Source organism: Paramagnetospirillum sp. (assembly GCF_058402745.1).
The window spans coordinates 101,902-122,816 of the sequence record NZ_JBZVFI010000017.1 but is presented as its reverse complement, the minus strand read 5'-3'; the positions used below and the strand labels follow the sequence as shown (position 1 = coordinate 122,816).

General features: G+C 68.2%; 36 protein-coding genes. All 36 read left to right on the top strand.

Translation table 11 applies throughout. From position 1 onward, the window contains the following. The 36 genes from ACV4UZ_RS14765 to ACV4UZ_RS14590 all read left to right on the top strand — a co-directional run bounded on the left by ACV4UZ_RS14765 (position 1) and on the right by ACV4UZ_RS14590 (position 20,915). Positions 1–633, top strand: coding sequence for a hypothetical protein (locus ACV4UZ_RS14765; protein WP_491601560.1), 633 nt, complete (start codon positions 1–3; stop codon positions 631–633). Further along, positions 624–1,025: a hypothetical protein gene (locus ACV4UZ_RS14760; RefSeq protein ID WP_491601559.1), complete on the top strand. Its 402-nt coding sequence runs from the start codon at positions 624–626 to the stop codon at positions 1,023–1,025. The genes ACV4UZ_RS14765 and ACV4UZ_RS14760 overlap by 10 nt, the downstream gene beginning before the upstream one ends. Then, positions 1,018–1,503, top strand: a complete 486-nt coding sequence (locus tag ACV4UZ_RS14755; protein WP_491601558.1) for a hypothetical protein — start codon at positions 1,018–1,020, stop codon at positions 1,501–1,503. Before ACV4UZ_RS14760 ends, ACV4UZ_RS14755 begins: the two co-directional genes overlap by 8 nt. Further along, positions 1,500–1,841: a hypothetical protein gene (locus ACV4UZ_RS14750; protein WP_491601557.1), complete on the top strand. Its 342-nt coding sequence runs from the start codon at positions 1,500–1,502 to the stop codon at positions 1,839–1,841. Before ACV4UZ_RS14755 ends, ACV4UZ_RS14750 begins: the two co-directional genes overlap by 4 nt. Further along, positions 1,829–1,987, top strand: coding sequence for a hypothetical protein (locus ACV4UZ_RS14745; RefSeq protein WP_491601556.1), 159 nt, complete (start codon positions 1,829–1,831; stop codon positions 1,985–1,987). Before ACV4UZ_RS14750 ends, ACV4UZ_RS14745 begins: the two co-directional genes overlap by 13 nt. Positions 1,988–1,997: 10 nt before the next feature. Beyond that, on the top strand, positions 1,998–2,534 hold the full coding sequence (locus ACV4UZ_RS14740) for a host-nuclease inhibitor Gam family protein (RefSeq protein WP_491601555.1): 537 nt from the start codon (positions 1,998–2,000) through the stop codon (positions 2,532–2,534). Continuing rightward, positions 2,531–2,959: a hypothetical protein gene (locus ACV4UZ_RS14735; RefSeq protein WP_491601554.1), complete on the top strand. Its 429-nt coding sequence runs from the start codon at positions 2,531–2,533 to the stop codon at positions 2,957–2,959. The genes ACV4UZ_RS14740 and ACV4UZ_RS14735 overlap by 4 nt, the downstream gene beginning before the upstream one ends. Before the next feature lie 2 nt (positions 2,960–2,961). After that, positions 2,962–3,156 carry a hypothetical protein gene (locus ACV4UZ_RS14730; RefSeq protein WP_491601553.1) on the top strand — a complete coding sequence of 65 codons (195 nt, stop codon included), beginning with the start codon at positions 2,962–2,964 and terminating at the stop codon, positions 3,154–3,156. A gap of 2 nt (positions 3,157–3,158) precedes the next feature. Beyond that, positions 3,159–3,443 (top strand): hypothetical protein, encoded by a 285-nt coding sequence (locus ACV4UZ_RS14725; protein WP_491601552.1) that lies wholly within the window; start codon positions 3,159–3,161, stop codon positions 3,441–3,443. A 2-nt stretch (positions 3,444–3,445) separates the two neighbouring features. Beyond that, the gene (locus ACV4UZ_RS14720) at positions 3,446–3,844 is read left to right on the top strand and encodes a zinc finger domain-containing protein (RefSeq protein WP_491601551.1); all 399 of its coding nucleotides are present in this window, start codon (positions 3,446–3,448) and stop codon (positions 3,842–3,844) included. A 5-nt stretch (positions 3,845–3,849) separates the two neighbouring features. Then, positions 3,850–4,149, top strand: a complete 300-nt coding sequence (locus ACV4UZ_RS14715; RefSeq protein ID WP_491601550.1) for a hypothetical protein — start codon at positions 3,850–3,852, stop codon at positions 4,147–4,149. Between the two features lie 40 nt (positions 4,150–4,189). Continuing rightward, positions 4,190–4,678, top strand: coding sequence for a helix-turn-helix domain-containing protein (locus tag ACV4UZ_RS14710; RefSeq protein WP_491601779.1), 489 nt, complete (start codon positions 4,190–4,192; stop codon positions 4,676–4,678). Between the two features lie 58 nt (positions 4,679–4,736). Beyond that, entirely contained in the window at positions 4,737–6,773 is a 2,037-nt protein-coding gene (locus tag ACV4UZ_RS14705; protein ID WP_491601549.1) for a DNA cytosine methyltransferase, read from the top strand. Continuing rightward, complete coding sequence (locus ACV4UZ_RS14700) at positions 6,770–7,111, top strand: hypothetical protein (RefSeq protein ID WP_491601548.1); 342 nt, start codon at positions 6,770–6,772, stop codon at positions 7,109–7,111. The genes ACV4UZ_RS14705 and ACV4UZ_RS14700 overlap by 4 nt, the downstream gene beginning before the upstream one ends. Next, on the top strand, positions 7,108–7,401 hold the full coding sequence (locus ACV4UZ_RS14695) for a hypothetical protein (protein ID WP_491601547.1): 294 nt from the start codon (positions 7,108–7,110) through the stop codon (positions 7,399–7,401). Before ACV4UZ_RS14700 ends, ACV4UZ_RS14695 begins: the two co-directional genes overlap by 4 nt. Next, positions 7,398–7,904, top strand: a complete 507-nt coding sequence (locus tag ACV4UZ_RS14690) for an ASCH domain-containing protein (protein WP_491601546.1) — start codon at positions 7,398–7,400, stop codon at positions 7,902–7,904. The genes ACV4UZ_RS14695 and ACV4UZ_RS14690 overlap by 4 nt, the downstream gene beginning before the upstream one ends. Next, positions 7,901–8,056, top strand: coding sequence for a hypothetical protein (locus ACV4UZ_RS14685; protein WP_491601545.1), 156 nt, complete (start codon positions 7,901–7,903; stop codon positions 8,054–8,056). Before ACV4UZ_RS14690 ends, ACV4UZ_RS14685 begins: the two co-directional genes overlap by 4 nt. Next, the gene (locus ACV4UZ_RS14680) at positions 8,053–8,766 is read left to right on the top strand and encodes an SAM-dependent DNA methyltransferase (RefSeq protein ID WP_491601544.1); all 714 of its coding nucleotides are present in this window, start codon (positions 8,053–8,055) and stop codon (positions 8,764–8,766) included. Before ACV4UZ_RS14685 ends, ACV4UZ_RS14680 begins: the two co-directional genes overlap by 4 nt. Beyond that, positions 8,763–9,440, top strand: a complete 678-nt coding sequence (locus ACV4UZ_RS14675) for a regulatory protein GemA (protein ID WP_491601543.1) — start codon at positions 8,763–8,765, stop codon at positions 9,438–9,440. The genes ACV4UZ_RS14680 and ACV4UZ_RS14675 overlap by 4 nt, the downstream gene beginning before the upstream one ends. 2 nt (positions 9,441–9,442) lie before the next feature. Then, positions 9,443–9,688 carry a hypothetical protein gene (locus ACV4UZ_RS14670; RefSeq protein ID WP_491601542.1) on the top strand — a complete coding sequence of 82 codons (246 nt, stop codon included), beginning with the start codon at positions 9,443–9,445 and terminating at the stop codon, positions 9,686–9,688. After that, a complete protein-coding gene (locus ACV4UZ_RS14665; RefSeq protein WP_491601541.1) occupies positions 9,685–9,870 on the top strand; it encodes a hypothetical protein in 186 nt (61 codons plus the stop codon). The genes ACV4UZ_RS14670 and ACV4UZ_RS14665 overlap by 4 nt, the downstream gene beginning before the upstream one ends. 10 nt (positions 9,871–9,880) lie before the next feature. Continuing rightward, positions 9,881–10,189, top strand: coding sequence for a hypothetical protein (locus ACV4UZ_RS14660; RefSeq protein ID WP_491601540.1), 309 nt, complete (start codon positions 9,881–9,883; stop codon positions 10,187–10,189). 2 nt (positions 10,190–10,191) lie between these two features. Then, complete coding sequence (locus ACV4UZ_RS14655) at positions 10,192–10,599, top strand: hypothetical protein (protein WP_491601539.1); 408 nt, start codon at positions 10,192–10,194, stop codon at positions 10,597–10,599. Between the two features lie 46 nt (positions 10,600–10,645). Further along, positions 10,646–10,882 carry a hypothetical protein gene (locus ACV4UZ_RS14650; RefSeq protein ID WP_491601538.1) on the top strand — a complete coding sequence of 79 codons (237 nt, stop codon included), beginning with the start codon at positions 10,646–10,648 and terminating at the stop codon, positions 10,880–10,882. Positions 10,883–10,957: 75 nt separating this feature from the next. Beyond that, complete coding sequence (locus ACV4UZ_RS14645) at positions 10,958–11,701, top strand: transglycosylase SLT domain-containing protein (protein WP_491601537.1); 744 nt, start codon at positions 10,958–10,960, stop codon at positions 11,699–11,701. Beyond that, positions 11,698–12,303: a hypothetical protein gene (locus ACV4UZ_RS14640; RefSeq protein WP_491601536.1), complete on the top strand. Its 606-nt coding sequence runs from the start codon at positions 11,698–11,700 to the stop codon at positions 12,301–12,303. The genes ACV4UZ_RS14645 and ACV4UZ_RS14640 overlap by 4 nt, the downstream gene beginning before the upstream one ends. After that, positions 12,300–12,458 carry a hypothetical protein gene (locus tag ACV4UZ_RS14635; protein WP_491601535.1) on the top strand — a complete coding sequence of 53 codons (159 nt, stop codon included), beginning with the start codon at positions 12,300–12,302 and terminating at the stop codon, positions 12,456–12,458. Before ACV4UZ_RS14640 ends, ACV4UZ_RS14635 begins: the two co-directional genes overlap by 4 nt. Beyond that, complete coding sequence (locus ACV4UZ_RS14630; protein ID WP_491601534.1) at positions 12,451–12,822, top strand: DUF2730 family protein; 372 nt, start codon at positions 12,451–12,453, stop codon at positions 12,820–12,822. Before ACV4UZ_RS14635 ends, ACV4UZ_RS14630 begins: the two co-directional genes overlap by 8 nt. Further along, complete coding sequence (locus ACV4UZ_RS14625) at positions 12,819–13,154, top strand: VpaChn25_0724 family phage protein (protein WP_491601533.1); 336 nt, start codon at positions 12,819–12,821, stop codon at positions 13,152–13,154. Before ACV4UZ_RS14630 ends, ACV4UZ_RS14625 begins: the two co-directional genes overlap by 4 nt. Position 13,155: 1 nt before the next feature. Beyond that, positions 13,156–13,656: a DUF1804 family protein gene (locus ACV4UZ_RS14620; protein ID WP_491601532.1), complete on the top strand. Its 501-nt coding sequence runs from the start codon at positions 13,156–13,158 to the stop codon at positions 13,654–13,656. Between the two features lie 5 nt (positions 13,657–13,661). Then, entirely contained in the window at positions 13,662–15,308 is a 1,647-nt protein-coding gene (gene terL / locus ACV4UZ_RS14615) for a phage terminase large subunit (RefSeq protein ID WP_491601531.1), read from the top strand. Continuing rightward, the gene (locus ACV4UZ_RS14610) at positions 15,308–16,873 is read left to right on the top strand and encodes a DUF935 domain-containing protein (protein ID WP_491601530.1); all 1,566 of its coding nucleotides are present in this window, start codon (positions 15,308–15,310) and stop codon (positions 16,871–16,873) included. Before terL ends, ACV4UZ_RS14610 begins: the two co-directional genes overlap by 1 nt. Continuing rightward, a complete protein-coding gene (locus ACV4UZ_RS14605) occupies positions 16,863–18,071 on the top strand; it encodes a PBECR2 nuclease fold domain-containing protein (protein ID WP_491601529.1) in 1,209 nt (402 codons plus the stop codon). Before ACV4UZ_RS14610 ends, ACV4UZ_RS14605 begins: the two co-directional genes overlap by 11 nt. A 426-nt stretch (positions 18,072–18,497) precedes the next feature. After that, complete coding sequence (locus ACV4UZ_RS14600; protein WP_491601528.1) at positions 18,498–19,583, top strand: hypothetical protein; 1,086 nt, start codon at positions 18,498–18,500, stop codon at positions 19,581–19,583. 3 nt (positions 19,584–19,586) lie between these two features. Continuing rightward, positions 19,587–19,961, top strand: coding sequence for a capsid cement protein (locus ACV4UZ_RS14595; protein ID WP_491601527.1), 375 nt, complete (start codon positions 19,587–19,589; stop codon positions 19,959–19,961). A 15-nt stretch (positions 19,962–19,976) separates the two neighbouring features. Further along, positions 19,977–20,915, top strand: coding sequence for a major capsid protein (locus ACV4UZ_RS14590; protein ID WP_491601526.1), 939 nt, complete (start codon positions 19,977–19,979; stop codon positions 20,913–20,915).

Genomic DNA, 20,915 nt, shown 5'->3' with positions numbered 1-20,915 from the left:
ATGGCCACCGGACGCAAGCCGGCGGACAAGCTGTCCACCCGCCGCACCGTCACCGGCCAGGATGCCATCTGGATCGCCATCCGCGCTTTAGGACTCGGCCCCGATCATCGCTTCGATCTCACCGGCCTGCTGGCGCACATGGACCGGACGGATTGGCCGCGCCTGCGCGCCGACCGTAAAACCGCCAAGGATTACCTGCGCCGTTTAACGGCGGGCGGACTGCTGGTGGCCACCGACGACGGCGCCCTGGTGCTGGTCGATGATCCCGGCCCCGCCACCCCCCGCTTCCGTCCTGACGGCACCCCGGTGCGCCAGGGCGCCGGCCGCCGCGCCATCTGGCGCACCATCCGCATCCTCGGCGAGTTCACCCTCCAGGATCTGGTCAAGCTCGGCTCCACCGAGGAGGTGGCGATCGCCCGCTCCGACGCCGAGCATTACGTCAAATGGCTGCGCAAGGCTGGCTACCTGATGGTGGTTGAGCGGCCCACCGACACCACGATTCCCACCATCTGGCGCCTGCTGCCGTCGCGCAACACCGGCCCCATGCCGCCGCAGATCCAGCGCAGCCACCAGATCTGGGACCCCAACCTGGCCAAGGTCACCTGGACGCAGGAGGCCCCAGAATGCCTGTGACCGCCCCCTCCGCGACCGCCAAGTCCGACACTCTCGCCCCGCGCCAGGACGATCCCGATTGGCTGGCCGTCCTGCGGACCTGCGCCCGCGACACCTCCATCACCCAGGCCGGCACGCGCATCGGCATGAGCCGCGCCGCCGTCTCCCTGGTGCTGTCCGGCACCTATCCCGGCGGCACCGTCCGCGTCGAGGCGCGGGTGCGGGCCAAGCTGATGGACCAGGTCGCCTGCCCGGGCCTTGGCCAGTCCATCGCCCTGGACCGTTGCCGGGTCCAGGCCGCCAAGCCCTTTTCCGCCGCCTCGGGGCGCGCCGCTGCCCTGTGGCGCGCCTGCCAATCCTGTCCCCACCGCCCTGCCCCCAAGCATCCCGCCAAGGAGGCCGATCATGCGTGACACCTGCACCCAGTTGCTCGACGATCTGCTGGTCACCGCCCGGACCTGGCTGGGCCCCACCGTGGAGGCCGATTGCCGCTGCCAGGATACCGCCAAGCTGCGGGCCTTCGTTGCCAACCTTGAGTCCGTCCGCGACCATGTGGCGCTGATGGAGGGGCAGGCCGCCCTCGATGGCGCCCCCCCTGGTGATGATGTCTCCGGCGGGCTGCGCAGCCTGTCGGCCTCCATCGCCAAATGGCCCGACGGCACGGTCCTGTATGGCCGCTCCATCCGGGCGTTGCAGGCTTCCGTGGACATCCTGGCCGCCCAGGCCGCCGCCATCGAGCTGGCCTTGCGTCTCCTCCACGGCGGGGACAGCGACGAGGATCGCGAGATCCTGGCCCTGGCCACCATCCTCAACCGGGCGGGCATCCGCCGCGCCATCTCCCTGGCGCAGCCGGTCGTGGCGCCGCCGGGCGGCGCGGGAGACGCGGCATGAGCGCGCTGCCCTATAACGGCGACACCGTCTTCGCCTGGATGAGCGGAACGGAGGAGGTTTCCGCCCGTCCCGTTGGCGCCATCGAGATCGGGGGGCGCTCCCGCGTCGTGCTCCTGGATGCCTTCGACCGCCATTGGGTGGCCGAGGTCGGTACCAACGGCCAGACCTTCGAGATCTGCTCCGGCCCGGTCACCGGCCAGGAAGCGCTCCACGCCGCCGAGCTGGTGGTGGCCGGCATCCGCGATCACGGCTCCGCCACCGCCCTGGTCAACACCCTGGCCATCGGCCTGGTGGCGCGGATCTGCGCCGAGCAGGAGGCCGCGCCATGCCCCGGCTGACCATCGCCCTGCTGATCGCCGTGCTCGTCGCCCTGGTGGTCCAGTCCGGCGCGGAGATCAGCGCCGAGGTTCAGGCTGCCGCCCCGACACCATTCGTCCGCCCGTCCACCCTGGCCGGCAACCACTTCATCCCGCCCCAGCCCTAAGGAGCCCCCCATGGCGAAAGCCGCCACCCGCATCAAGACCGCCGCCGCCCCCTTCGCGGTGCCCCAGACCGCCGAGGAGGCCAACGACTTCGTCGCCCGTCTGGGCGCCGCCCAGCGTGACCGCCAGGTCCTGGAGACCGCCATGAACGAGGCGCTGTCCGCCGTCAAGGCCGACTACGAGGAAGAGGCCCAGCCCCTCAAGGCGGAGATCGAGGCCCTGACCCGAGGCCTGCACACCTATGCCGAGGCTCACCGCGCGGCGCTGACCCAGGACAACCGCGTCAAGTTCCACCGTTTCGCGGCGGGCGAGATCGCCTGGCGCGCCCGTCCGCCCAAGGTGACCATCCGGGGCGCCGAGACGGTGATCGCGGCGCTCAAGCGCCTGGGCCTGGACCGCTTCCTGCGCGTCAAGGAAGAGCCCAACAAGGAGGCCATGCTGGCCGAGCCCGGGGTGGCCACCACCGTCGCCGGCATCTCCATCGGCAGCTCCGGCGAGGACTTCATCGTCAAGCCCTTCGAAACCCAGTTGGAGGAGGTGGCCCCATGATCACGTCTCACATCATTCCCTCCAAGGTCCTGGTCCAACGTCCCCCGGCTCTCGTCGCCCAGAAGAAGCAGCAAGGTTTCGCCTGGGTCGAGCCCGGCGGGCGCATCCGGGTGGGCGTCAACCCCCAGCGGACCAAGGGCACCCGCATCATCGCCATCGGGCCTCTTCGCTCCATGCGCAACCTGTTCCACGTCGTCTCCCGCCATGGCTGGGAGCCCGGCGTGTTCCTGGTACCGGGCATGCCGGAAGCCGCCACGCCCCAGGATGCCGAGGACGCGCTTTTGGATTGGCTGGATTGGTTGGCCCGCCGTGAGCGCCCCGATATCGCTTTTGTCGGTGCCGGCCAGGATAAGGCTGGGCGCTCCACCTCCCGCGAGCGGTTCAACCGCACGGCGGCCATGCTCTCCAACCACAAGGAATCCTGACCATGTGCGACTGCATCGCCACCGTGGACAAGCTCCTGGCCGACCACAACGCCATGCTGGAACTGCCGCTGTTCGGCCGCCAGCGGGTCTCCATCCGGACTGCCAAGAAGGAAGCCTCGAAGCGGGGAAAGCCCCCGATCATGCAGGCCACCTTCTGCCCCTTCTGCGGCGAGCCCTATCCCGAAGAGGAGAAGTAGCCATGGCCCAGCACTCCCCCCGCTTCCCCGCCTGCCCGGAATGCCACCACCAGGGCGCCGAGGCCCATGGCCGCACCTGCCCGGGCTGCACCGACGGCGATCGCTTCGAGCCCGCCCACGCGCCTGAGATCGGCTTCGTTTCCGACATTGCCGCCTGGGCCGACGATACCTTGTCGGCCTGCGCTGAAGCCCGTCGTCCCGCCGCCTGCACCGACGGCATCCCCAAGCCCGAGGTGATCCGTGAGCCGGTTCCGGCCTGGCCGCCCGCCAAGATCCGGGGGGCCTGACCATGGCCTTTCCCGTTCTGACCCGCACCGTGGCCGAGGTCGATTCCTGGTGGAAGCCGGGCAGCACGCCCATCCTGCTGGAAGAGCTGTTCGCCCAGGGCCACACCTACAAGCGCCTGGCCGAACTGCTGGGTGCGCCCAGCGACAAGGCGGTGTTTGCCCATGCCAAGACCCTCGGCCTGCCGGAGAAGTATCCGCGTGGCGGCTCGGCCGTTGCGGCCCGCAAGGCCACCATCGCGGCCAAGAAGGTCGAGGCGGCCCGCCCCGTCCAAGGCTGGCCCAAGGCCAAAACCTGCCTGAAGTGCCGGGGAACGTTCCAGAGCGCGGGGGCGCACAACCACGTTTGCCCGACCTGCCAGCGGAGCAACGCCTCCGCCCTTGATGACCTCCGGGCTTGGTGATCGCCATGGCCCGCCTCCTCGACGCCCTGCTCCTGGTGGACGCCTTGGCCCGTACCGCCGCCCGTGCGGTCGGTACCCAGTCCCATCTGGGCCGCCATCTGCGCGCCGCCGCCGCCGATCTGCGCCGCGAGCTGGCCACCCACGCCATGGCCGAGGAGGCCGCCACCTTCGACCCCAAGACCGACCTCATGCGCATCTTCGCCGCCGCCGAGGCCGCCGGCCTCGACTGGCCGGACATGCGGGACGCGCTCAACGACTACCACACGCAATCCGGCCGGCCCCGTTGCAGCGGGACCGGTCGATAACCGGGGCGGATGCCCCAGATCAAGGAGGATTGAGATGAACATGATGACCACCCCGGACAAGACGGGCAAGCGCAAAGTCTCCACCCGTGGACGCCAGGAGAACGGAGCCCCGAACCCCGTCGATATCCACGTCGGCGCCCGCATGCGCCTGCGCCGCACCCTGCTCGGCATGAGCCAGGAAAAGCTGGGCGAGGCCATCGGCCTGACCTTCCAGCAGGTGCAGAAGTACGAGCGCGGCGCCAATCGCATCGGCGCCTCGCGCCTGTTCGACCTGTCGCGCGTGCTGGACGTTCCGGTCTCCTACTTCTTCGATGACATGGCGGACGGCGTCCAGGCACAGAGCCCGGTGAACATCATCAAGGGTTCGGTCGGCCTGTCGGAAGAGCCGGCGACCTTCGAGGCCGACCCCATGACCAAGCGGGAAACCCTGGAGCTGGTGCGCGCCTACTACAACATCACCGATCCGCAGGTCAGGAAGCGCGTCTACGAGCTGGCCAAGGCCCTCGCCGCCGTCGCTGGCGCCGAGTAACCCCCAGCCCCGGCGCCGGAAGCGGCGCCGGGGTGCTTCCCCCGTAGAAGGTGTAGGTATGACTGTTCTTTTTGCCCACAAGCTGTCTGATACCTCGGCTCTCACCCCGGTGAGAATCAAGGCGGCCGATCTGTTCTGCGGCGCCGGAGGCTTCAGCACGGCCCTGGTGCGCGCCTTGGAGGCAATGGGCGTCGAGGTCGAGCTGGTCTGCCTCAATCACTGGGAACGGGCCATCCAGACTCACACCGTCAACCACCCGTTCGCCAAGCACTTCCAGGCCGATGTACACGCGCTCCGGCCCATCGTCGCGGTGCCCGGCGGCAAATTGCACATCCTGCTCGCCGCCCCGACCTGCACGGACCATTCGACTGCCAAGGGCGGCCAGCCAATCAATGACCAGCAGCGCATGCATCCCTGGGCGATCAACACCTGGGCAACCGAACTGGACGTGGACATCATCGTCTGTGAGAACGTGCCCGACATCGTCGGCTGGGGGCCGCTGAGACGCAAGCTGGGCAAGGGCAATGTCCCGCTCAACGACCGCCACGACCGCCCGTGGATGGTGCGCGACCCGGCCCGCAAGGGCGAGTACTACAGGGCGTGGATCGCGTCCCTGCGCGCGCTGGGCTATGTCGTCGAGTGGCGCATCATTTGCGCCGCCGATTATGGCGACGCCACGACCCGCAAGCGCTGGATCATGCAGGCCCGCCGGGACGGCCATCCCATCACCTGGCCGCCTCGCACCCACGCCCCGGCCAACGAGAATGAGCCGTTGGGCCTGAAGCCATGGGTGCCGGCGGCCAAGATCATCGACTGGAGCAAGCGGGGGCGCTGCGTCTTCGAGCGGCCGGTCCCGCTACGGCCCAACACCATCCGCCGCGTCATGGTGGGCGTCCAGCGGCACTTCGGCTGGATGGCGCCCATCTATATGCCGGCGCTCGAACTGGAGCTGCAGCGTTCCATCGCCCGCTGGGGCGACAAGGGCAAGCAAAAAGGAGCCAGTCGAGGCGGCACGCCCACCGCTGCCGGAGCCGCCGTCATTGAGCTTCGCGGCACGTCCACAGCCCACCCGGTGTCCGAGCCGCTGCCCACCGTAACGGCTGGCGGCAATCATCTGGGCATCATTGTGGCCGAGGCCAAGCCCTTCGTCCTGGCCAACCGCACCAACAACGTTCCGGCGGACGCAACCGTCGCGCCGATCCCGACTGTCACCACGCGCGGCAACATCGCCCTGGTGGAACCGGAGGCCAAACCGTTCGTCTTCACCCCGCGCCATGCTGATCCGAAGGGTGGCCCCCAGCCGCGCAGCGTCGATGAGCCGATCCCGACCATCACCACCAGCGGCAGCCAGTTCGGTGTGGTCGAGCCGGACGTGAAGCCCTTCGTGCTGGGCCAGCAGAGCTGTAGCGCGCCGCGCTCGGTGGACGATCCTTTGATGACGGTGGCCACGGCCGGCGCCATCGCGCTGGTGGAGCCCGGCTTCGTCATGGCCATCGACCAAGCCAACGGTGGCGCCCACGTCTCGCCGCTGTCGGCGCCGGTACCCACCATCATCACCAAGGCCAACCAAGCGCTGGTGCATCCCTTCGTTATGGCGGTCAATCATGCCGATGGCGATCCCAACCGGGTCAAGCCGGTGTCCGAGCCCCTCGACACCATCACCAGCAAGCGTGGCATCGGTCTGGTCGGCCCGGCCATGATCGCGCCCCATTACAGCAACGGCTCGGGTCTGAGCTGCCATCCGGTTGACGAGCCCTTGCCCACGGTGACCACCAAGGCCCGCTTCGCCCTCGTGCAGGCCATCGTCGGCGAGGCCCCCGAAGATCTGGCCGCCGCCGTTGCCAGCCGTCGCCTGATCGTGGACGAGCATGGCCGCCTCGGTCTGCTGTGCCTGCCGCTCCGCATGCTGTCGAACCCCGAGCTGGCGGCCGCCACCAGCTTTACCACCGAGCAGTATTCCTACGAGTTCGCCGGCACCACCGAGGAAGTCACCCGCCAGATCGGCAACGCCATCCCCGTCCACATGGCCCAGGCGATCATCACCGAAGCCCTGGCGCCGGCCGTGGCGGAGATCCTGAAGGAGGCCGCTGAATGACCACCCATGCCCCCGCCATCTACCCGCCGGAATTGGCCGCCGCCTGTGCCAAACAGGCCGGCGGGAAATACCAGCCCTCCAACGGTACCGAGGGCGAGATCTTCATGGCCGCCTGGTGCGCCCATTGCGCCCGCGAGGCGGCCTTCCGCGCCGATCCCGCCCTGGGCGAGCCGTGCTCGATCCAATCGGCCACCATGGCCTTCATGGTCACCGACCCGCTCTATCCCGAGCAATGGCAGTTCGGCACCGATGGCCAGCCGGTCTGCACCGCCTTCACCACCGAGGACGTGCCAGAGCGTTGCGCCAAGACCGGCGACCTTTTCGGAGATCCGTCATGACCAAATCCAAACCCACCCTCTATCCCTACATCCTGGGCGGCTCCCTGACCATCGACGTGGCGTTCTTCGCGCCCAAGATGATCGATGAGCACGCCGACCTGACCGCCAAGGGATATGTACTGAAATCCCCGGTGACGGCGGCGATCCGCAAGGACGGCACGCTCTCTGTACCGTTCCGCTACACCCGGAAGTCCGGGACCAAGGCCGGAGCCGTCATCGATCGTACCGGCTGGACGGTCACCGTCTATGCCGGCGGCCTGTTCGGCAAGGTGACGGAGGTGTCGTCATGATGCCCGATCTCGCCCTCAGCGTCCGCCAGCCTTGGGCCTGGGCCATCGTGCTGGGCTACAAGGGCGTGGAGAACCGCTCCACCTTCGCCGTCACCAAGGCCGGATTCGACGCCCGGCCGGTGGCGATCCACGCCGCCAAGGGCATGACGCGGGACGAGTACGAGGGTGCCGCCGACTTCATGGCCCGCCTGGGCGTCGAATGCCCGCGTCCCGACGAACTGGTGCGCGGCGCCATCATCGGCGCCGCCGACATCACCGCCATCGTCAAGGACCATGACAGCCCCTGGTTCTTCGGCCCGCGCGGGCTGGTGCTGGCCAACCAGCGTCAATGCCCCCCCATCCCGGCGACCGGCGCCCTGGGCTATTTCCAGTGGCGCCAGTCCGGGACCCTGGCCGAACCGCTGGCCTGGATGCGCGCCTGGCCCGGCGAACACCGCCGCGCCGCGAAAGAGGCCGTCCCGCCCCAGCCTGCCGCGCTTCCGCTGTTCGGAGAGCCATCATGATCTGCGCCTATTGCGACGGCCACGTCACCTGGCGCGGCCCCCTGTCGGACCTCACCCACACCCAATGCGCCAGCTGCGGCCGCCGGAACTGCCAGGTGGTCGAGGAGCCCGAGGACCAGGACGAGGACATCGAGGAGGCGGACGCGGAATGACCGGCCAGAACATCAGTTCCGCCGTCATGTCCCAGCGCCGCTCGCCACCGCGCGCGCTCGACTATTTCCCGACGCCACCCTGGGCGACACGGGCGCTGCTGGAGCACGTCAATATCCGGGGCGTCTCCGCTGGCATGGGCGGCGGCGAGATTCCCTGGGACGAACTCACGGTGTGGGAGCCTGCCTGTGGCGAGGGCCATATGGCCCGCGTGCTGGCCGAGCGTTTCGGCCTGGTGGTGGCCAGCGACGTGTTCGATTACGGCATCGGCGCGGCGGTCCATGACTTCCTCGGCGTCAATGACCTCGCCGCGTCGCCGGCCCCGGTCAAGCAGCCGCATTTCGTCATCACCAACCCACCGTTCTCGGTGGGGCAGCAGTTCATCGAACATGCCTTGGACATCGCGACCATGGGCGTGGCCATGCTGGTGCGCACCGCTTTCCTCGAATCGGGGGAACGCTACGACCTCTTCCAGCGATTTCCTCCCCGGTTCGTCGCCCAGTTTTCCGGCCGGGTTCCCATGGTGATGGGACGCCTGGATGCCGCCGCCAGCAGCGCCACAGCCTATTGCTGGATCTTCTGGAAAATCCCGGTGTGCGGAATTTTCGGCGGAGGGCGGAGCACCAGCCTTCTCTGGATTCCCCCTGATGCCCGCACCCGGCTGGAGCGCCCCGGAGATTACCCGGACCAGACCGCAGGAGGCTTGCTATGATCCCTTCGACTGACACCCCCCAGGCCCGGAGGGCATGGTTCGCCGCCTGCCGCGAGGCCAAGGTCTCGGACGAGGACCGCAAGGCCATCCAGGCGCGGATCTGCGGCGCCGACGCCTCAGCCAGCACCATGACCGCCCGCGACTTCGCCAAGTGCATCGACGACCTCAAGGCCAAGGGGCTGTGGAAGCCGTCGCCGAAGCGCGCCGGCACCCGCGCCATGGCCGGCGATCCCCAATCGGCCAAGATTCGCGCCCTCTGGCTGGCGCTGTACCACCTGGGCGCGGTGCGCAGCCCCGAGGAATCGGCCCTCGCCGCCTTCGCCAAGCGCATGACCGGCAGGGATGCCCTGCAATGGTTGTCCGGCGCCCAGGCCAACCGGGTGATCGAAGCGCTCAAGGATTGGTGCTTGCGCGAGGGCTTCTCGCCACAGCGCGACGGCACGCTATCCAAGCAACTGCTGCTCCATGCCCAATGGGCCAAGCTCCATGCCCTGGGCGCCGTGCGAATCACTGATACAGCCGCGCTCGACAACTGGCTGTCCACCTCGCGCATCTCGCCCCACACCACGGCGGTGACCATGCTGTCGGAGCAGCAACTGGACCAGGCCGCCGAGATGCTCGGCCGTTGGGTCCGCAAGGCGCGGGCGACCACACCCACTCCCAAGGAGTCATGACCATGCAGATGATCGACCATGCGTTAGCGATCCGCCAACTGGAGCTGCGGCGCCGAGAGATGGATGAGCGGGGCGAACCCACCTCCTATGCCGAGATGGTTGAGGCGATGCGCCGTCGCGACATCGCCCCCGCCGATCCCGATGACGGCACCCCGAACATCCATTCCCAGCCCCGCTATCCGGGAGAGGGAAACCGCCGTGAACGCCGCAAGGAGGCCGCCCAGGCCCGGAAGAAGGTGCCGGCGTGAGCGAACGGGACAGCATCGACGACACCCTGGACTGGCTTGAGGAGCGCAAGGCGAATTGCATCCGTATCGCCGCCGGCAAGGTCGGAAAAGACCGCGACGGATGGCTCGATGATGCCGCCCATTTCGGGCACGCGATCAGCTTGATCCGCCGGGAATACCGACCCAACCGCCCTCTCAGCTGAGGAGTAAGACATGACCGCGAGTTACCAGCACATGCGAGACGCCATGTACGTGGTGTCCGTCCATGGGGACGGCGCGGGCGCCTATCTGGTCCACGGCTGGTCCGCCATGTGCGCCTCGGTGATCGCCGAGCATTATGACGAACCGGACGAAAGCCAGCGCCAGGAGATCCTGCGTCTGCTGGATGACGAGGACATGTGGGCGGCCGGCTTCGATGGCCAGCCCTTCCACTGGTTCATCCGGCTGGAGGACGGCGGCATCGAGGTCCGGCGCATCACCCACAACCGCCCCGCCGCCGCCGAGCTTTCCAGGGAGCCATGATCATGTCCGCCGCCCTCGATCCCATCGTCAACTACGCCGTCATCGCCGAATTGATCGGCGAGGACAAGGCGCTGGCCCTGTCCAAGGCCTGGGGCGGACGGTCACTGTATGTGCCGTCGCCGCGTCGCCTGGGGCCGGCGGCGCCGGTGGTGGCGCTGATCGGGCACGAGGCCGCCGAGGCCCTGGCCGAGCGCTTCGGCGGCACCCGCATCGACGTGCCCATCGGGCCGGGCAAGCGGGCCAGGGTCTGGGAGCTGAAAGGCCAGGGGTGCTCCATCCGCAAGATCGCCGCCGAGATGAAATGCACCGAGCGCACCGTCTACAACGTCCTGGCCGGGCCACCGCCCAAGGGCGCGACCGGGACACCGGCCGAGGAGCCGCCTCTGCTGGCCCTCATGGGCGGGCGTTGATTCCTTCGGCCGATGGCGGCAAGATCACTCGATTAATGAGGAAGCCATGACCAAGATCACCCTGCCCAGTTGGCTCAAGGGTCCTGATAACGAAGTCCTTGTGGCCAAGGAGGGGCGTGTGGTGGCTTGGGATATGTTCGTTGCCGAGCATATGACTGATGACGGCACGGTCCCAGTGTGGTTCCTCGATCGGCGCCGACTGTACGAAGAGTACAGTGACTTCCTCCAACGGCCCGATGTAATTCGCGCCTCCAGCGGCGCATCCTGGCACTGCCTCGTCTGAAGCTTTTCAGGGTCTTCATTCTCTCCCCACCGCATCTACCCTTTGGACGGTTACCGCCGTCCAAAGGGACTCCTCATGTTCGACGATTTCGCGCTTCTCGCCACCCTGATGCGGTTGGGCTTTGCCCTCGCCGCCGTCACCGGCCTGATCCTGGTCTCTACCTGGCTTGACCAACGGGCCGGACGCACCTTCGGCCAGAGCATGGAGCGGATAGCCAAGAGCGCCGTCGCCCTGGCAATCTACTACGGCCTGCGCTTCGTCGGTCTGGCCCTTCTGATGGGCGCCCTGATGGGCTGTTCGGCCGCCTCGGCCGGGCCGACCTTCCCCTCTCGCTATGACGGCGAGATCGCCTCGGCGGTCAAGACCTACTGGCCCGACTATCCCCGGCCGGCTGCCTGGAAGGCGCAGCTGTACCAGGAATCCCGCCTCGATCCCCGCGCCGTCTCGCCGGTGGGCGCCAAGGGCCTCGCCCAGTTCATGCCCGCCACCTGGGGACAGATCACCCGTGAGTTGCGGCTCGGTGCCGTCTCGCCCCATGCCCCTATCGCCATCGAGGCGGGGGCCTACTACATGGCCCGGCTGCGTCAGGTCTGGCGTACCGGCCGCGATCCCGCTGACCGCCAGCCCCTGGCCCAGGCCAGCTACAACGCCGGGGCGGGCAATATCATCAACGCCCAGAAGGCCTGCGGCGGCGCACGGCTGTGGGCCGTGATTGCCCCCTGCCTGGGCCATGTCACCGGCCCCGCCCACGCCCACGAGACCACCACCTATGTGGAGCGCATCGCCCGCTACCAGGCGCAGATGGAGGCCGGGCTGTGATCACGCTGATCACCCGGTTCGCCGCCTTCCTGGGCTTCCCCTCGGCAGCCTTGCTGGGTTGGACGATTCTTGCCGCCCTGGGCATGGCCGCCGCCGGGTCGGTGGCCACCGGCATCATGGTGCATCGCTTCGACCAGGCCCAGCACGACAAGGCGGTGGCCGAGCTGCACGAACGGGCCGCCACCACGCTGCGGGCGGCCGAAGCGGCGGCGCGCGAGGCCGAGCACAATCACGCCATCACCCTGGCCAGTCTGGAGGCATCCTATGTCCAACTTTCCCAGGAGCGCGACCGGCTCGCCCAGGACGGCGCTCGGCTATCCGCTGATCTGTCTGCTGCTGCTCTCCGCCTGCGCGGGGCCGCAGTCCATCGGGGTGGCGGTGACGGCGGCGTGTCCCCGGCCGATGGAAGCCCCGGCGGCTGTGCGGACCTACGAGCCGCCCTCGATCGGGCCCTTGGCGCGCTGGACATCCTCCGTCGAGGCGGCGACGAAGCTGCTCGACTCGGGCAGCACGCCGTAGACGTGGCGACGATCGCCGCCCAGGCCGCGCGGACGGCCGCCCAGTCCGCTTCCCGCGACGCCGGCCCGGAGGTCGCCCCGTGAGCGATTTCGGTGACCAGGCGCAATCCGCCCAGGAGCGTCATCTGGCTCGCGCCCTGGCGAGGGCCGGGGTGAAGCCCCGTCCGTTGGTGATTCCGCCGCCCCACTACCCGGATAACCCGCCGGAAACCGAGAAACAGGAGACGAAGAGTGGCTGAATGGTTCCTGGCCTGGTGGCCGGTCATATCGGTGGTGTTGGGCGGCTCCCTGGCCGGCATCGGCCTGTGGGCGCGGTGGTCGGTGCACCAGCAATTCGTCAGCCACGAGACCTTCGACAAGTTCCGCGACGAACACGCCGCCCATCACGACGAGTTGGAGGACCGCTTCCGCGAAGGCGATACCCGCTTCACCCGGTTGGAATCCACCCTGGATAACCTTCCCACCCAGGAGCAGTTCCACGATCTCGCCCTGGGGATGGCCGATCTGCGGGGCGAGATCAAGGTGGTGACCGAGATCCTGAAGCGGGTCGAAACCCCGGTCAGGTCCATGGTCGAAGGGGCGCTGGAGGCCCAGAAGCGATGAGCAACGTGATCCTCGAATCCGCCCGCCTGGCCGTGCTCCGCTTCCTGGCCGACGACGGCGATTATGCCCACAACACCAGCGTGTTGCAGGATCTGCTGGAATCCATCGGCTTCGGCATGTCCCGCGACCAGGTGGAAACCATCTGCGCCTGGCTGGCGGAGCAGGGCCTGGCCATTATCGCCCGCCACGGCGCGGTGACCGTGGTCACCCTGACCCAGCGTGGCGCCGACGTGGCCACCGGCCGGGCGCGAGTGCCGGGCGTTAAAAAGCCGTCCCCCGCCGATGTCATGGGCGGCGCGGTTAACGCCGCCCTCGGCCGCCTGGGGGAGTGACATGGCCCATCCCCCCGAGGCCAAGGCCGCGATCCGATCTGCCTATGTGATCGACAAGCTGGACCTGGAAGCCGCCGCCGCCCGGGCGGGCGTGCCGGCGCCCACGGCACGCAAGTGGAAATCCGCCGCCGCCGCCAACGGCGACGATTGGGACAAGGCCCGCGCCGCCCACTCGCTGACCTCGTCCGGCGCCGGCACCATCGCCCAGCTGGTGCTGCACGACTTCCTGGCCATGTACCAGGCCACGGTGGATGGGGTGCGCGATACTCCCGACATGCCCCCTTCGGCCAAGGCGGAAACTTTGAGCCGTCTCGCCGACGCTTTCCAGAAGACCATGAGCGCCGTGGCCAAGGCCGCCCCCGATCTGGGGCGTTTTGCCGTGGCCACCGAGCTGCTGGGCGACCTGGCCGATTTCGTGGTCCGCGAATTCCCCGAACATCGCGCCGCCCTGGTGGAGATGCTGGAGCCCTTCGGCGCCTTCGTCGCCAAGAAATACGGCTGATTGTCATGGCTGGGCGCGGCAAACAGGTCACCGCCGACGACTTCCTTAAGTCCCTGGCCGAGCTGGCGGCCGAACAGCGCCGTCTGATCGAAACCGAGTGCCCCGGTTTCATCATGGACCGGATCGCCTCGACCCAACGCCGGGCCAAGGCCCTGGCCGATGACGGCTTCCGCTTCTTCTGCCGCACCTACTTCCCCCATTACATCAAGGGGGAGTCCAGCGAGTTCCACGAGTGGCTGTTCGACCACCTGCCCCAGGTGGCCGTGGCCCCGGAAGGGCGGCGCGAGCTGATCGCCGCGCCGCGCGGCAATGCCAAATCCACGGTGGTCACCCTGCTGTTCACCCTGTGGTGCATCATCCGGCGTATCAAGCGCTTCCCGGTGATTCTGTCCGACACCTTCGACCAGGCCGCCGTCCACCTTCAGGGCCTCAAATCCGAGCTGGAGTTCAATCCCCGCCTGCGGGCTGACTTCCCGGACGATACCGGCGCCGGGCCGGTGTGGCAGGCGGGCGAGATCGTCACGGCCACCGGTGCCAAGGTCAAGATCGGCGGCGCCGGCAAGGCGCTGCGCGGTTTCCGCCACGGAGCCCAGCGCCCCGACCTGGTCATCGCCGACGATCTGGAGAACGACGAGAACGTCAAGAACCCCGACCAGCGCAACAAGCTAGAATCCTGGATCGACAAAACGGTGGAGCCCCTGGGCCCGCCCGACGGCTCCATGGACCTGATCTGGGTCAACACCTTCCTGCATTACGACGCCGTGGCCATGCGGAAATCCCGCAATCCCCTGTGGCGCTGCAAGGTGTTCAAGGCGGTGATCCGCCAGCCCGACCGCCTGGATCTGTGGGAGCGGTGGGAAGGCATCCTGCGCAATTCCGATCCCGCTTTGGCCGAGGCACTGGCCGACCAGTTCTTCCGCGACCACGAGGCTGAGATGCTGGCAGGTAGCAGGGTGCTATGGCCCGCCGTCCAGCCCCTGGTCAAGCTGGCCAAGATCAGGGTCCGCATCGGCGACGGCCCCTTCAGCTCGGAATACCAAAACGAGCCCATGGACGGCGCCAACCAGATGTTCGCGCACCTGACCTTCTGGACCTCGCGCCTGGCCGAATGGGTGTTCGTCGGCGCCTGCGATCCCTCCATGGGGGGCGCGGGCAAGAACGCCGATCCCTCGGCCATCGGCGTCGGCGGCTTCAACCGCGCCACCGGCATCCTCGACGTGGTCGAGGCCTCGATCAGGAAGCGGGTGCCCAGCGTCATCATGGCCGACATCGAGGCGCTTCACCGCGAATACAAATGCCTGAAGTGGGGCGTCGAGATCGTCCAGTTCCAGGCCTTCTTCGCCCAGCAGCTGGTCAAGGAATCGGCGATACGCGGCACCCCCATTCCCATGGTGGGAATCCAATCCACCACGGAAAAGGCACTGCGTATCGAAAGCCTGGAGCCCCACATCAGGAACGGCCTGATCCGCATCGGCGCCAACCAGGCGGTGCTGAAGGAGCAACTGCTGTTCTATCCCCAGGCCCCCCACGACGACGGCCCCGACATGCTGGAGATGCTGTGGCAGATGGCCCAATCCATCCGCTCGGGCCGGGGCGCGCTGCGTCTGGGCAAGGGCAAGACCGCCACCGCCGGCCTGAAAGGCAGATTCTGATGACCGATACCCCCAAGCCTGCGTCCAAGGCCGGGCTGCGTACCGAACTCGCCCTGCCGCTCACCGATCCCACGGTGCCTCAATTCACCGACATGATGCGGCCCACCGACGAGGTGCTGGCCGAGGAGGGGCGGGGCAAGGGCCTCAAGCTCTACGGGGAGATCGAGCGCGATCCCATGGCCTTCGCCGTGCTACAGAAGCGCAAGATGGGCCTGGTGGCCCGCGACTGGGAACTGGTGCCCGGTGGCAAACACCGCCAGGACAAGAAGGCGGCCGAGCTGTCCGAACGGGTGCTGAACGGCGAGTGGGGTCTGTCCTTCGACAAGCTCTGCCTCGATCTGCTGGGCGCTACCCTCAAGGGCTATGCCGTGGCCGAGCCCATCTGGGACATCCGCGACGGCTTCATCGTGCCGGTGGCCATCAAGCCCCGCAACCAGCGCCGCTTCGTCTTCGGCCTGGACGGTGAGCTGCGCATGCTGACGCGGGAGAATTCCTGGACCGGCATTGATCTGCCGCCCCGCAAGTTCATCGTCCATCGCTTCGGCGACCAGACCGGCGATCCCTACGGGCGGGGCCTGGGCCATCAGCTGTATTGGTGGTGCTTCTTCAAGCGCCTGGGCGTGCAGTTCTGGATGGTGTTCGCCGAGAAGTTCGGCAGCCCGACCACGGTGGGCAAGGTGCCCAACACCATGACCGTGGAGGAAGAGGACGTTTTCCTGGAAAAGCTGGAGGCCGTCTCCCAATCCACCGCCATGACCATTCCGTCCGATGCCATCGTCGAATTCCTGGAAGCGTCGCGTTCCGGCCAGGTGACCTATCCCGACCTGGTGGAATATTGCGACCGCATGATCACCGTGGCGGTGCTGGGCGAGACGCTGACCACGTCGGAGGGCAAGGCGGGCAGTCGCGCCCTGGGCCAGGTCCACCAGGCGGTGAAGGACGAGATCATCGACGCCGATGCCGACCTGCTGTCGGCTACCCTCAACACCCAGCTGCTGACCTGGATCACCGAACTGAACTATCCCGACGCCGTGCCCCCTCAGGTCTGGCGCGACCGTCCCACCCAGGAGGATGCCGAGGCCAAGACCCGGCAAGAAAAGATTAAGGCCCGCCAGATGGTGCTGGAATATGTCAGCGCCATGCGCCAGGCCGGTTACGAGCCGGAGGATTCGGCCGCCGACATCGAGGAGCAGTGGAGCGGGCGCTGGACCTATGTGGGCCGCCCCGCCGATCCGCCTCCCGCTTCCGCCGATCCGTCCCCAGATCCCGTTCCCGCCCTGGCCGCGCCGACCCAGGGTAAGCAGGCCCAGGGCAGCCAGGGTCAGGTGAGCGATCTGGCGGACCAGCTGGACACGCTGTCGGCCGGCGCCATGTCCGCCCTCGTCGGCCGGGTGCGCGCCTTGCTCGACCAGGTGGAGGAGGACGGCGGCACCCTGGCCGATGTGTTGTCCCGTCTGGCCGAGATCTATCCCACCCAGGACCCCGGCGACCTGGCCAACCTGATCGGCCAGGCCATGGCCCTGGCCAACCTGACGGGCCGATCGGACATCGTCCATGGCAGATAAGCCCCAGGGCGTGGACTTCACGGAGGCCATCGCCTATCACCAGGCCAAGCTGGCCCTGCCCACCAAGGCCTGGACGGATATCTGGGGGCGCGAGCACGGCCGCGCCTTCGTCGTGGCCGGCGCCGCCACCGACGAACTGGTCACCGGATTCCACGAAGCCATCGGCAAGGCCATCGCCGAGGGCCGCACGCTGGCCGATTTTAGGAAGGACTTCGACCGCCTGGTGGCCGAGCACGGCTGGAGCTACAACGGCTCGCGCGGCTGGCGGTCGGGGGTGATCTACAACACCAACCTGTCCCAGGCCTACAGCGCCGGACGGTGGGAACAGGGCAAAAATTTGCCCGACGCCGTCGCCCGCTACCGTCACAACCCCAGCGCCCACGAGCGCGCCGAGCACAAGGCCTGGAACGGCATCACCCTGCCGCTGGGCCACGCCTTCTGGGGCGCCCACTGGCCCATCAACGCCTGGGGCTGCCATTGCCAGGTGGACATCCTGTCGGGCGAGGCGGCACGGATCTCCGGTTGGACGGTGAGCGATGATCCGCCCCCCGATCCCATGGTGACCCGCACGGTCAACACGCCGTCAGGCCCCCGCACGGTCACCGTGCCCAAGGGCATCGACCCCGGCTTCGACTACAATCCGGGCGAGGCCGCCTTCGGACACAAGCTCAACGACCAGGTCATGGGCCAGTGGCGGCAGGCCAAGCGCGACGCCTGGGAGGTGCTGACCCCAGGCGATTGGCAGAGCGCCGAACGGCCCGCCCAGGTGCCGGTGGACAAGGCCCAGGCGAGACTGGGGCCGCCTGCCGCCGACAAGGGCGCCATGGAGGCCATCACCCGTCGTGTCATCGGTGGGCCGGAAAAGGTGTTTCAACTGCCCGACGGGTCCCGCCTGCTGGTGGATGCCGCCGCCCTGGCCGCCCATGTGGACCCGGCCCGCGCCCCGTGGCTGCCCCTGCTGCCCGATCTGTTGGCCGATCCCTTCGAGATCTGGATGACCTTCGAGCGGCACAAGGGCACCGGCAAGGTGGAACTGCGCAGGCGCCTGGTCAAGATGGTGGATACCGATAAGGGCGCCATGACCCTGGTGGCCCAGGCCAACAAAGGCCGGCTGGAAGCCTGGACCCTGGTGCCGTCCGACAAGCCGCAGCAATTGCGCCGCTCGCGCCAGGGCAAGCTGCTGTATGGCCGGAAATGAGAGGATTGGGGCCCTCGCCGAAGCGGCCGGCGGAGCGCCGGGCGATGGTTGCGGGCGCCGCTGCCCACCATCGCCGTCGTGAGGCCATTATAGCGCCACGGGGCGGCGAAGGCAATTTCCGGTCGCGGTGCCCGTGCCGATCCCGTCACCCCCCGTTAGACCCCCGTTAGAGCGCCGGGACGGGGGCAATGCCGGCGGCCCCCGCGCATGCATCTTGCGCGGGGGCCGAAACGGGGGCACCATCCGACTGCGATCCGCCCGGATCATCCCCGCCTGAAATCCTTCAGGGCTGTTCCCCCGCCGCGCCCCCCCTAGGCTGCTCCCCATGGCACTCACCATGCGGGGATCACCCTTGGGCAACGTCACCTCAAAGCGCTGGAAGTCCTGCGCCCCGGCACCTACACCGACGCCAACGGCAAGCCGGTGGTGGTCACCGCCGCCCATGTGGCCGAGATGGCCGCCGTCTACGATCCCGATCTCCAGGACGCCCCGGCGGTGGTGGGCCATCCCAAGATGGACGATCCCGCCTATGGCTGGCTGCGCAACCCCCGCGTCGAGGACGGCGTGCTGCTGTGCGACGCCTGCGACGTGGACCCGGAATTCGCCCAGACGCTGAAGGACAAGCGCTTCAAGCACAAGTCGCTGTCGTTCTATCTCCCCGATTCCCCCGGCAATCCCAAGCCGGGCAAGCACTACATCAAGCATCTCGGCCTGCTGGGCGCCCGCGCCCCGGCGGTCAAGGGCCTGAAACCCATCGCGTTGGCCGCCGACGACGGCGCCGTCACCGTTGAATTGTGCGAGGCCGCCGGCCCCATGTCCTGGGCGCTGCGTTCCGTGGCCGGCGCCATGGGTCGTTTCCGCGACTGGATCATCCAGGAGCGGGGCATCGAGGCCGCCGACGGCATCCTGCCCGCCTATGTGGCGGATGACCTCCGTTCCGCCGCCGACGCGGTGCGTGCCGCCGCCGAGGACCAGACCCCGGCTTTTTCCACCCCTGATTTGTCCCCTCACCCCGGAGATCCCATGGCGAACGCCGAAGACCTGGTGGCCCAAAAGGCCGCCCTCGACAAGCGGGAGGCCGACCTGGCCATCCGCGAGAAATCCATCGGCGACAAGGAGGTAGCCCTGGCCGCCGCCGAGGCCGATTCCCGCAAGGCCGACGATGCCGCCTTCGTGGATGGCCTGATCAAGGATGGCCGCCTGCCGCCGGGCGAGAAGGACTCGGTGCTGGTCGAGCTGGCCGCCATGGATGACGGCGCCGCCATCATCGCCCTGGCCGACGGCGACGGTACCGCCAAGCTGACCGCGCGGGCGGCCTACCGCGCCCGCCTGGCCAAGGCGCCCAAGCTGGTCCAACTGGGCGAGTTCAACGGTGGTCCCGGCCCCGCCGATCTGGCCAGCGCCGACGACATCGCCGAGCGCGCCCGCGCCTACATGGATACCGAAACCAAGGCTGGGCGCCACGTCACCGCCGCCCAGGCGGTCACCCATGTCACCAAGCAGGAGGGCTGATCCGTGAGCAATCCCGGCCTCACCAAGACCTATACCGCCCAAGGCGCCATCGGCGGCCGGCACTTCGTCAAGTACGGCACCGCCGACCGCACCGCCACCCTGGCCGCCACCGCCGCCGACGCCATCATGGGCGTGTCCGAGCGCCTGGACGCCGCCGACGGCGAGCGCGTGGACATCGTCAAGACCGGCCTGGCCGAGATCGTCTATGGCGGCGTGGTCACCCGGGGTGACCCGTTGACCGCCGACGCCACCGGCCGCGCCGTCAAGGCCGACCCGGCGGCGGGCGTCAACAATCAGATCGGCGGCTGGGCCGAGGTCTCCGGCGTGGCCGGCGATTTCGGCCTCGTCAACATCGCGCCCCAGCGCATCCAGGGTTAACGGAGGTTCCCACCCATGGTCACCGCGCCTTTCCCCATCAATCCGGTCCTCACCGGCGTCGCCCGTGCCTTCATCAACAACAAGCTGATCGCCAGCCTGATCTGCCCGCGCAAGCCCGTGGGTGGCGAGCAGTTCAAGTGGTACCAGCACAAGCTGGGCGGCAAGATCACCGTCCCCGAGCTGGAGGTCGGGCGCAAGGGCCAGCCCGCCGAGATCGAGTTCGAAATGGAGGAAAAGGACGGCTCCACCAAGGATTGGGGCGTCGATGATGTGGTGCCCAACAAGGACATCAAGAACGCCGCCAACATCCCCGGTTTCGACCCCCTGGCCAGCGCCGCCGAGAACCTGACCGACCTGCTGGAACTGGGCCGCGAGATCCGCGTGGCCTCCCTGGTGTTCAGCGCCGCCACCTATGCGGCGGGCAACAAGCTGACCCTGGCCGGCAACGATCGCTGGGACGATTACGTCAATTCCGCTCCTATCGATGACATCAAGACGGCGCTGGATGCCTGCATCGTGCTGCCCAACGTCATGGTCATCGGGCGGGCGGCCTGGAGCAAGCTCAACTCCCATCCGCAGATCCTGGCCGGCGTGGGCAAGCTCAACATTAACGGCGGCATCGCCACCCGCCAGGAAGTGGCCGACCTGTTCGAGCTGGACGAGGTCATCGTCGGCCAGGGCTGGGTCAACATCGCCAAGCCGGGCCAGGCGCCGCAGCGCCACCGGGTGTGGGGCAACCATTGCGCCCTGCTGGTGCGCGATCCCCTGGCCGACTTCAACAACCTGCGCCCCACCTTCTGCCTGACCGCCCAGTGGGGCGGCCGGATCGCGGGCGACATCCCCGAGCCCAAGATCGGCCTGATGGGCTCCGTCCGCGTGCGCGTCGGCGAACAGGTCCGCGAGCTGAACATTGCGCCGGACCTCGGCTTCTTCTTCGAAAACGTGGTGAGCTGA

Bases quoted from the DNA above. Each gene is read 5' to 3' on its own strand.
- ACV4UZ_RS14755 (WP_491601558.1), top strand. From the start codon at position 1,018: ATGCGTGACACCTGCACCCAGTTGCTCGACGATCTGCTGGTCACCGCC.
- ACV4UZ_RS14725 (WP_491601552.1), top strand. From the start codon at position 3,159: ATGGCCCAGCACTCCCCCCGCTTCCCCGCCTGCCCGGAATGCCACCAC.
- ACV4UZ_RS14590 (WP_491601526.1), top strand. From the start codon at position 19,977: ATGGTCACCGCGCCTTTCCCCATCAATCCGGTCCTCACCGGCGTCGCC.
- ACV4UZ_RS14675 (WP_491601543.1), top strand. From the start codon at position 8,763: ATGATCCCTTCGACTGACACCCCCCAGGCCCGGAGGGCATGGTTCGCC.
- ACV4UZ_RS14680 (WP_491601544.1), top strand. From the start codon at position 8,053: ATGACCGGCCAGAACATCAGTTCCGCCGTCATGTCCCAGCGCCGCTCG.
- ACV4UZ_RS14690 (WP_491601546.1), top strand. From the start codon at position 7,398: ATGATGCCCGATCTCGCCCTCAGCGTCCGCCAGCCTTGGGCCTGGGCC.
- ACV4UZ_RS14715 (WP_491601550.1), top strand. From the start codon at position 3,850: ATGGCCCGCCTCCTCGACGCCCTGCTCCTGGTGGACGCCTTGGCCCGT.
- ACV4UZ_RS14700 (WP_491601548.1), top strand. From the start codon at position 6,770: ATGACCACCCATGCCCCCGCCATCTACCCGCCGGAATTGGCCGCCGCC.
- ACV4UZ_RS14660 (WP_491601540.1), top strand. From the start codon at position 9,881: ATGACCGCGAGTTACCAGCACATGCGAGACGCCATGTACGTGGTGTCC.
- ACV4UZ_RS14625 (WP_491601533.1), top strand. From the start codon at position 12,819: ATGAGCAACGTGATCCTCGAATCCGCCCGCCTGGCCGTGCTCCGCTTC.
- ACV4UZ_RS14685 (WP_491601545.1), top strand. From the start codon at position 7,901: ATGATCTGCGCCTATTGCGACGGCCACGTCACCTGGCGCGGCCCCCTG.
- ACV4UZ_RS14735 (WP_491601554.1), top strand. From the start codon at position 2,531: ATGATCACGTCTCACATCATTCCCTCCAAGGTCCTGGTCCAACGTCCC.
- ACV4UZ_RS14620 (WP_491601532.1), top strand. From the start codon at position 13,156: ATGGCCCATCCCCCCGAGGCCAAGGCCGCGATCCGATCTGCCTATGTG.
- ACV4UZ_RS14705 (WP_491601549.1), top strand. From the start codon at position 4,737: ATGACTGTTCTTTTTGCCCACAAGCTGTCTGATACCTCGGCTCTCACC.
- ACV4UZ_RS14695 (WP_491601547.1), top strand. From the start codon at position 7,108: ATGACCAAATCCAAACCCACCCTCTATCCCTACATCCTGGGCGGCTCC.
- ACV4UZ_RS14670 (WP_491601542.1), top strand. From the start codon at position 9,443: ATGCAGATGATCGACCATGCGTTAGCGATCCGCCAACTGGAGCTGCGG.
- ACV4UZ_RS14720 (WP_491601551.1), top strand. From the start codon at position 3,446: ATGGCCTTTCCCGTTCTGACCCGCACCGTGGCCGAGGTCGATTCCTGG.
- ACV4UZ_RS14765 (WP_491601560.1), top strand. From the start codon at position 1: ATGGCCACCGGACGCAAGCCGGCGGACAAGCTGTCCACCCGCCGCACC.
- ACV4UZ_RS14745 (WP_491601556.1), top strand. From the start codon at position 1,829: ATGCCCCGGCTGACCATCGCCCTGCTGATCGCCGTGCTCGTCGCCCTG.
- ACV4UZ_RS14650 (WP_491601538.1), top strand. From the start codon at position 10,646: ATGACCAAGATCACCCTGCCCAGTTGGCTCAAGGGTCCTGATAACGAA.
- ACV4UZ_RS14610 (WP_491601530.1), top strand. From the start codon at position 15,308: ATGACCGATACCCCCAAGCCTGCGTCCAAGGCCGGGCTGCGTACCGAA.
- ACV4UZ_RS14760 (WP_491601559.1), top strand. From the start codon at position 624: ATGCCTGTGACCGCCCCCTCCGCGACCGCCAAGTCCGACACTCTCGCC.
- ACV4UZ_RS14740 (WP_491601555.1), top strand. From the start codon at position 1,998: ATGGCGAAAGCCGCCACCCGCATCAAGACCGCCGCCGCCCCCTTCGCG.
- terL (WP_491601531.1), top strand. From the start codon at position 13,662: ATGGCTGGGCGCGGCAAACAGGTCACCGCCGACGACTTCCTTAAGTCC.
- ACV4UZ_RS14645 (WP_491601537.1), top strand. From the start codon at position 10,958: ATGTTCGACGATTTCGCGCTTCTCGCCACCCTGATGCGGTTGGGCTTT.
- ACV4UZ_RS14655 (WP_491601539.1), top strand. From the start codon at position 10,192: ATGTCCGCCGCCCTCGATCCCATCGTCAACTACGCCGTCATCGCCGAA.
- ACV4UZ_RS14605 (WP_491601529.1), top strand. From the start codon at position 16,863: ATGGCAGATAAGCCCCAGGGCGTGGACTTCACGGAGGCCATCGCCTAT.
- ACV4UZ_RS14710 (WP_491601779.1), top strand. From the start codon at position 4,190: ATGATGACCACCCCGGACAAGACGGGCAAGCGCAAAGTCTCCACCCGT.
- ACV4UZ_RS14750 (WP_491601557.1), top strand. From the start codon at position 1,500: ATGAGCGCGCTGCCCTATAACGGCGACACCGTCTTCGCCTGGATGAGC.
- ACV4UZ_RS14730 (WP_491601553.1), top strand. From the start codon at position 2,962: ATGTGCGACTGCATCGCCACCGTGGACAAGCTCCTGGCCGACCACAAC.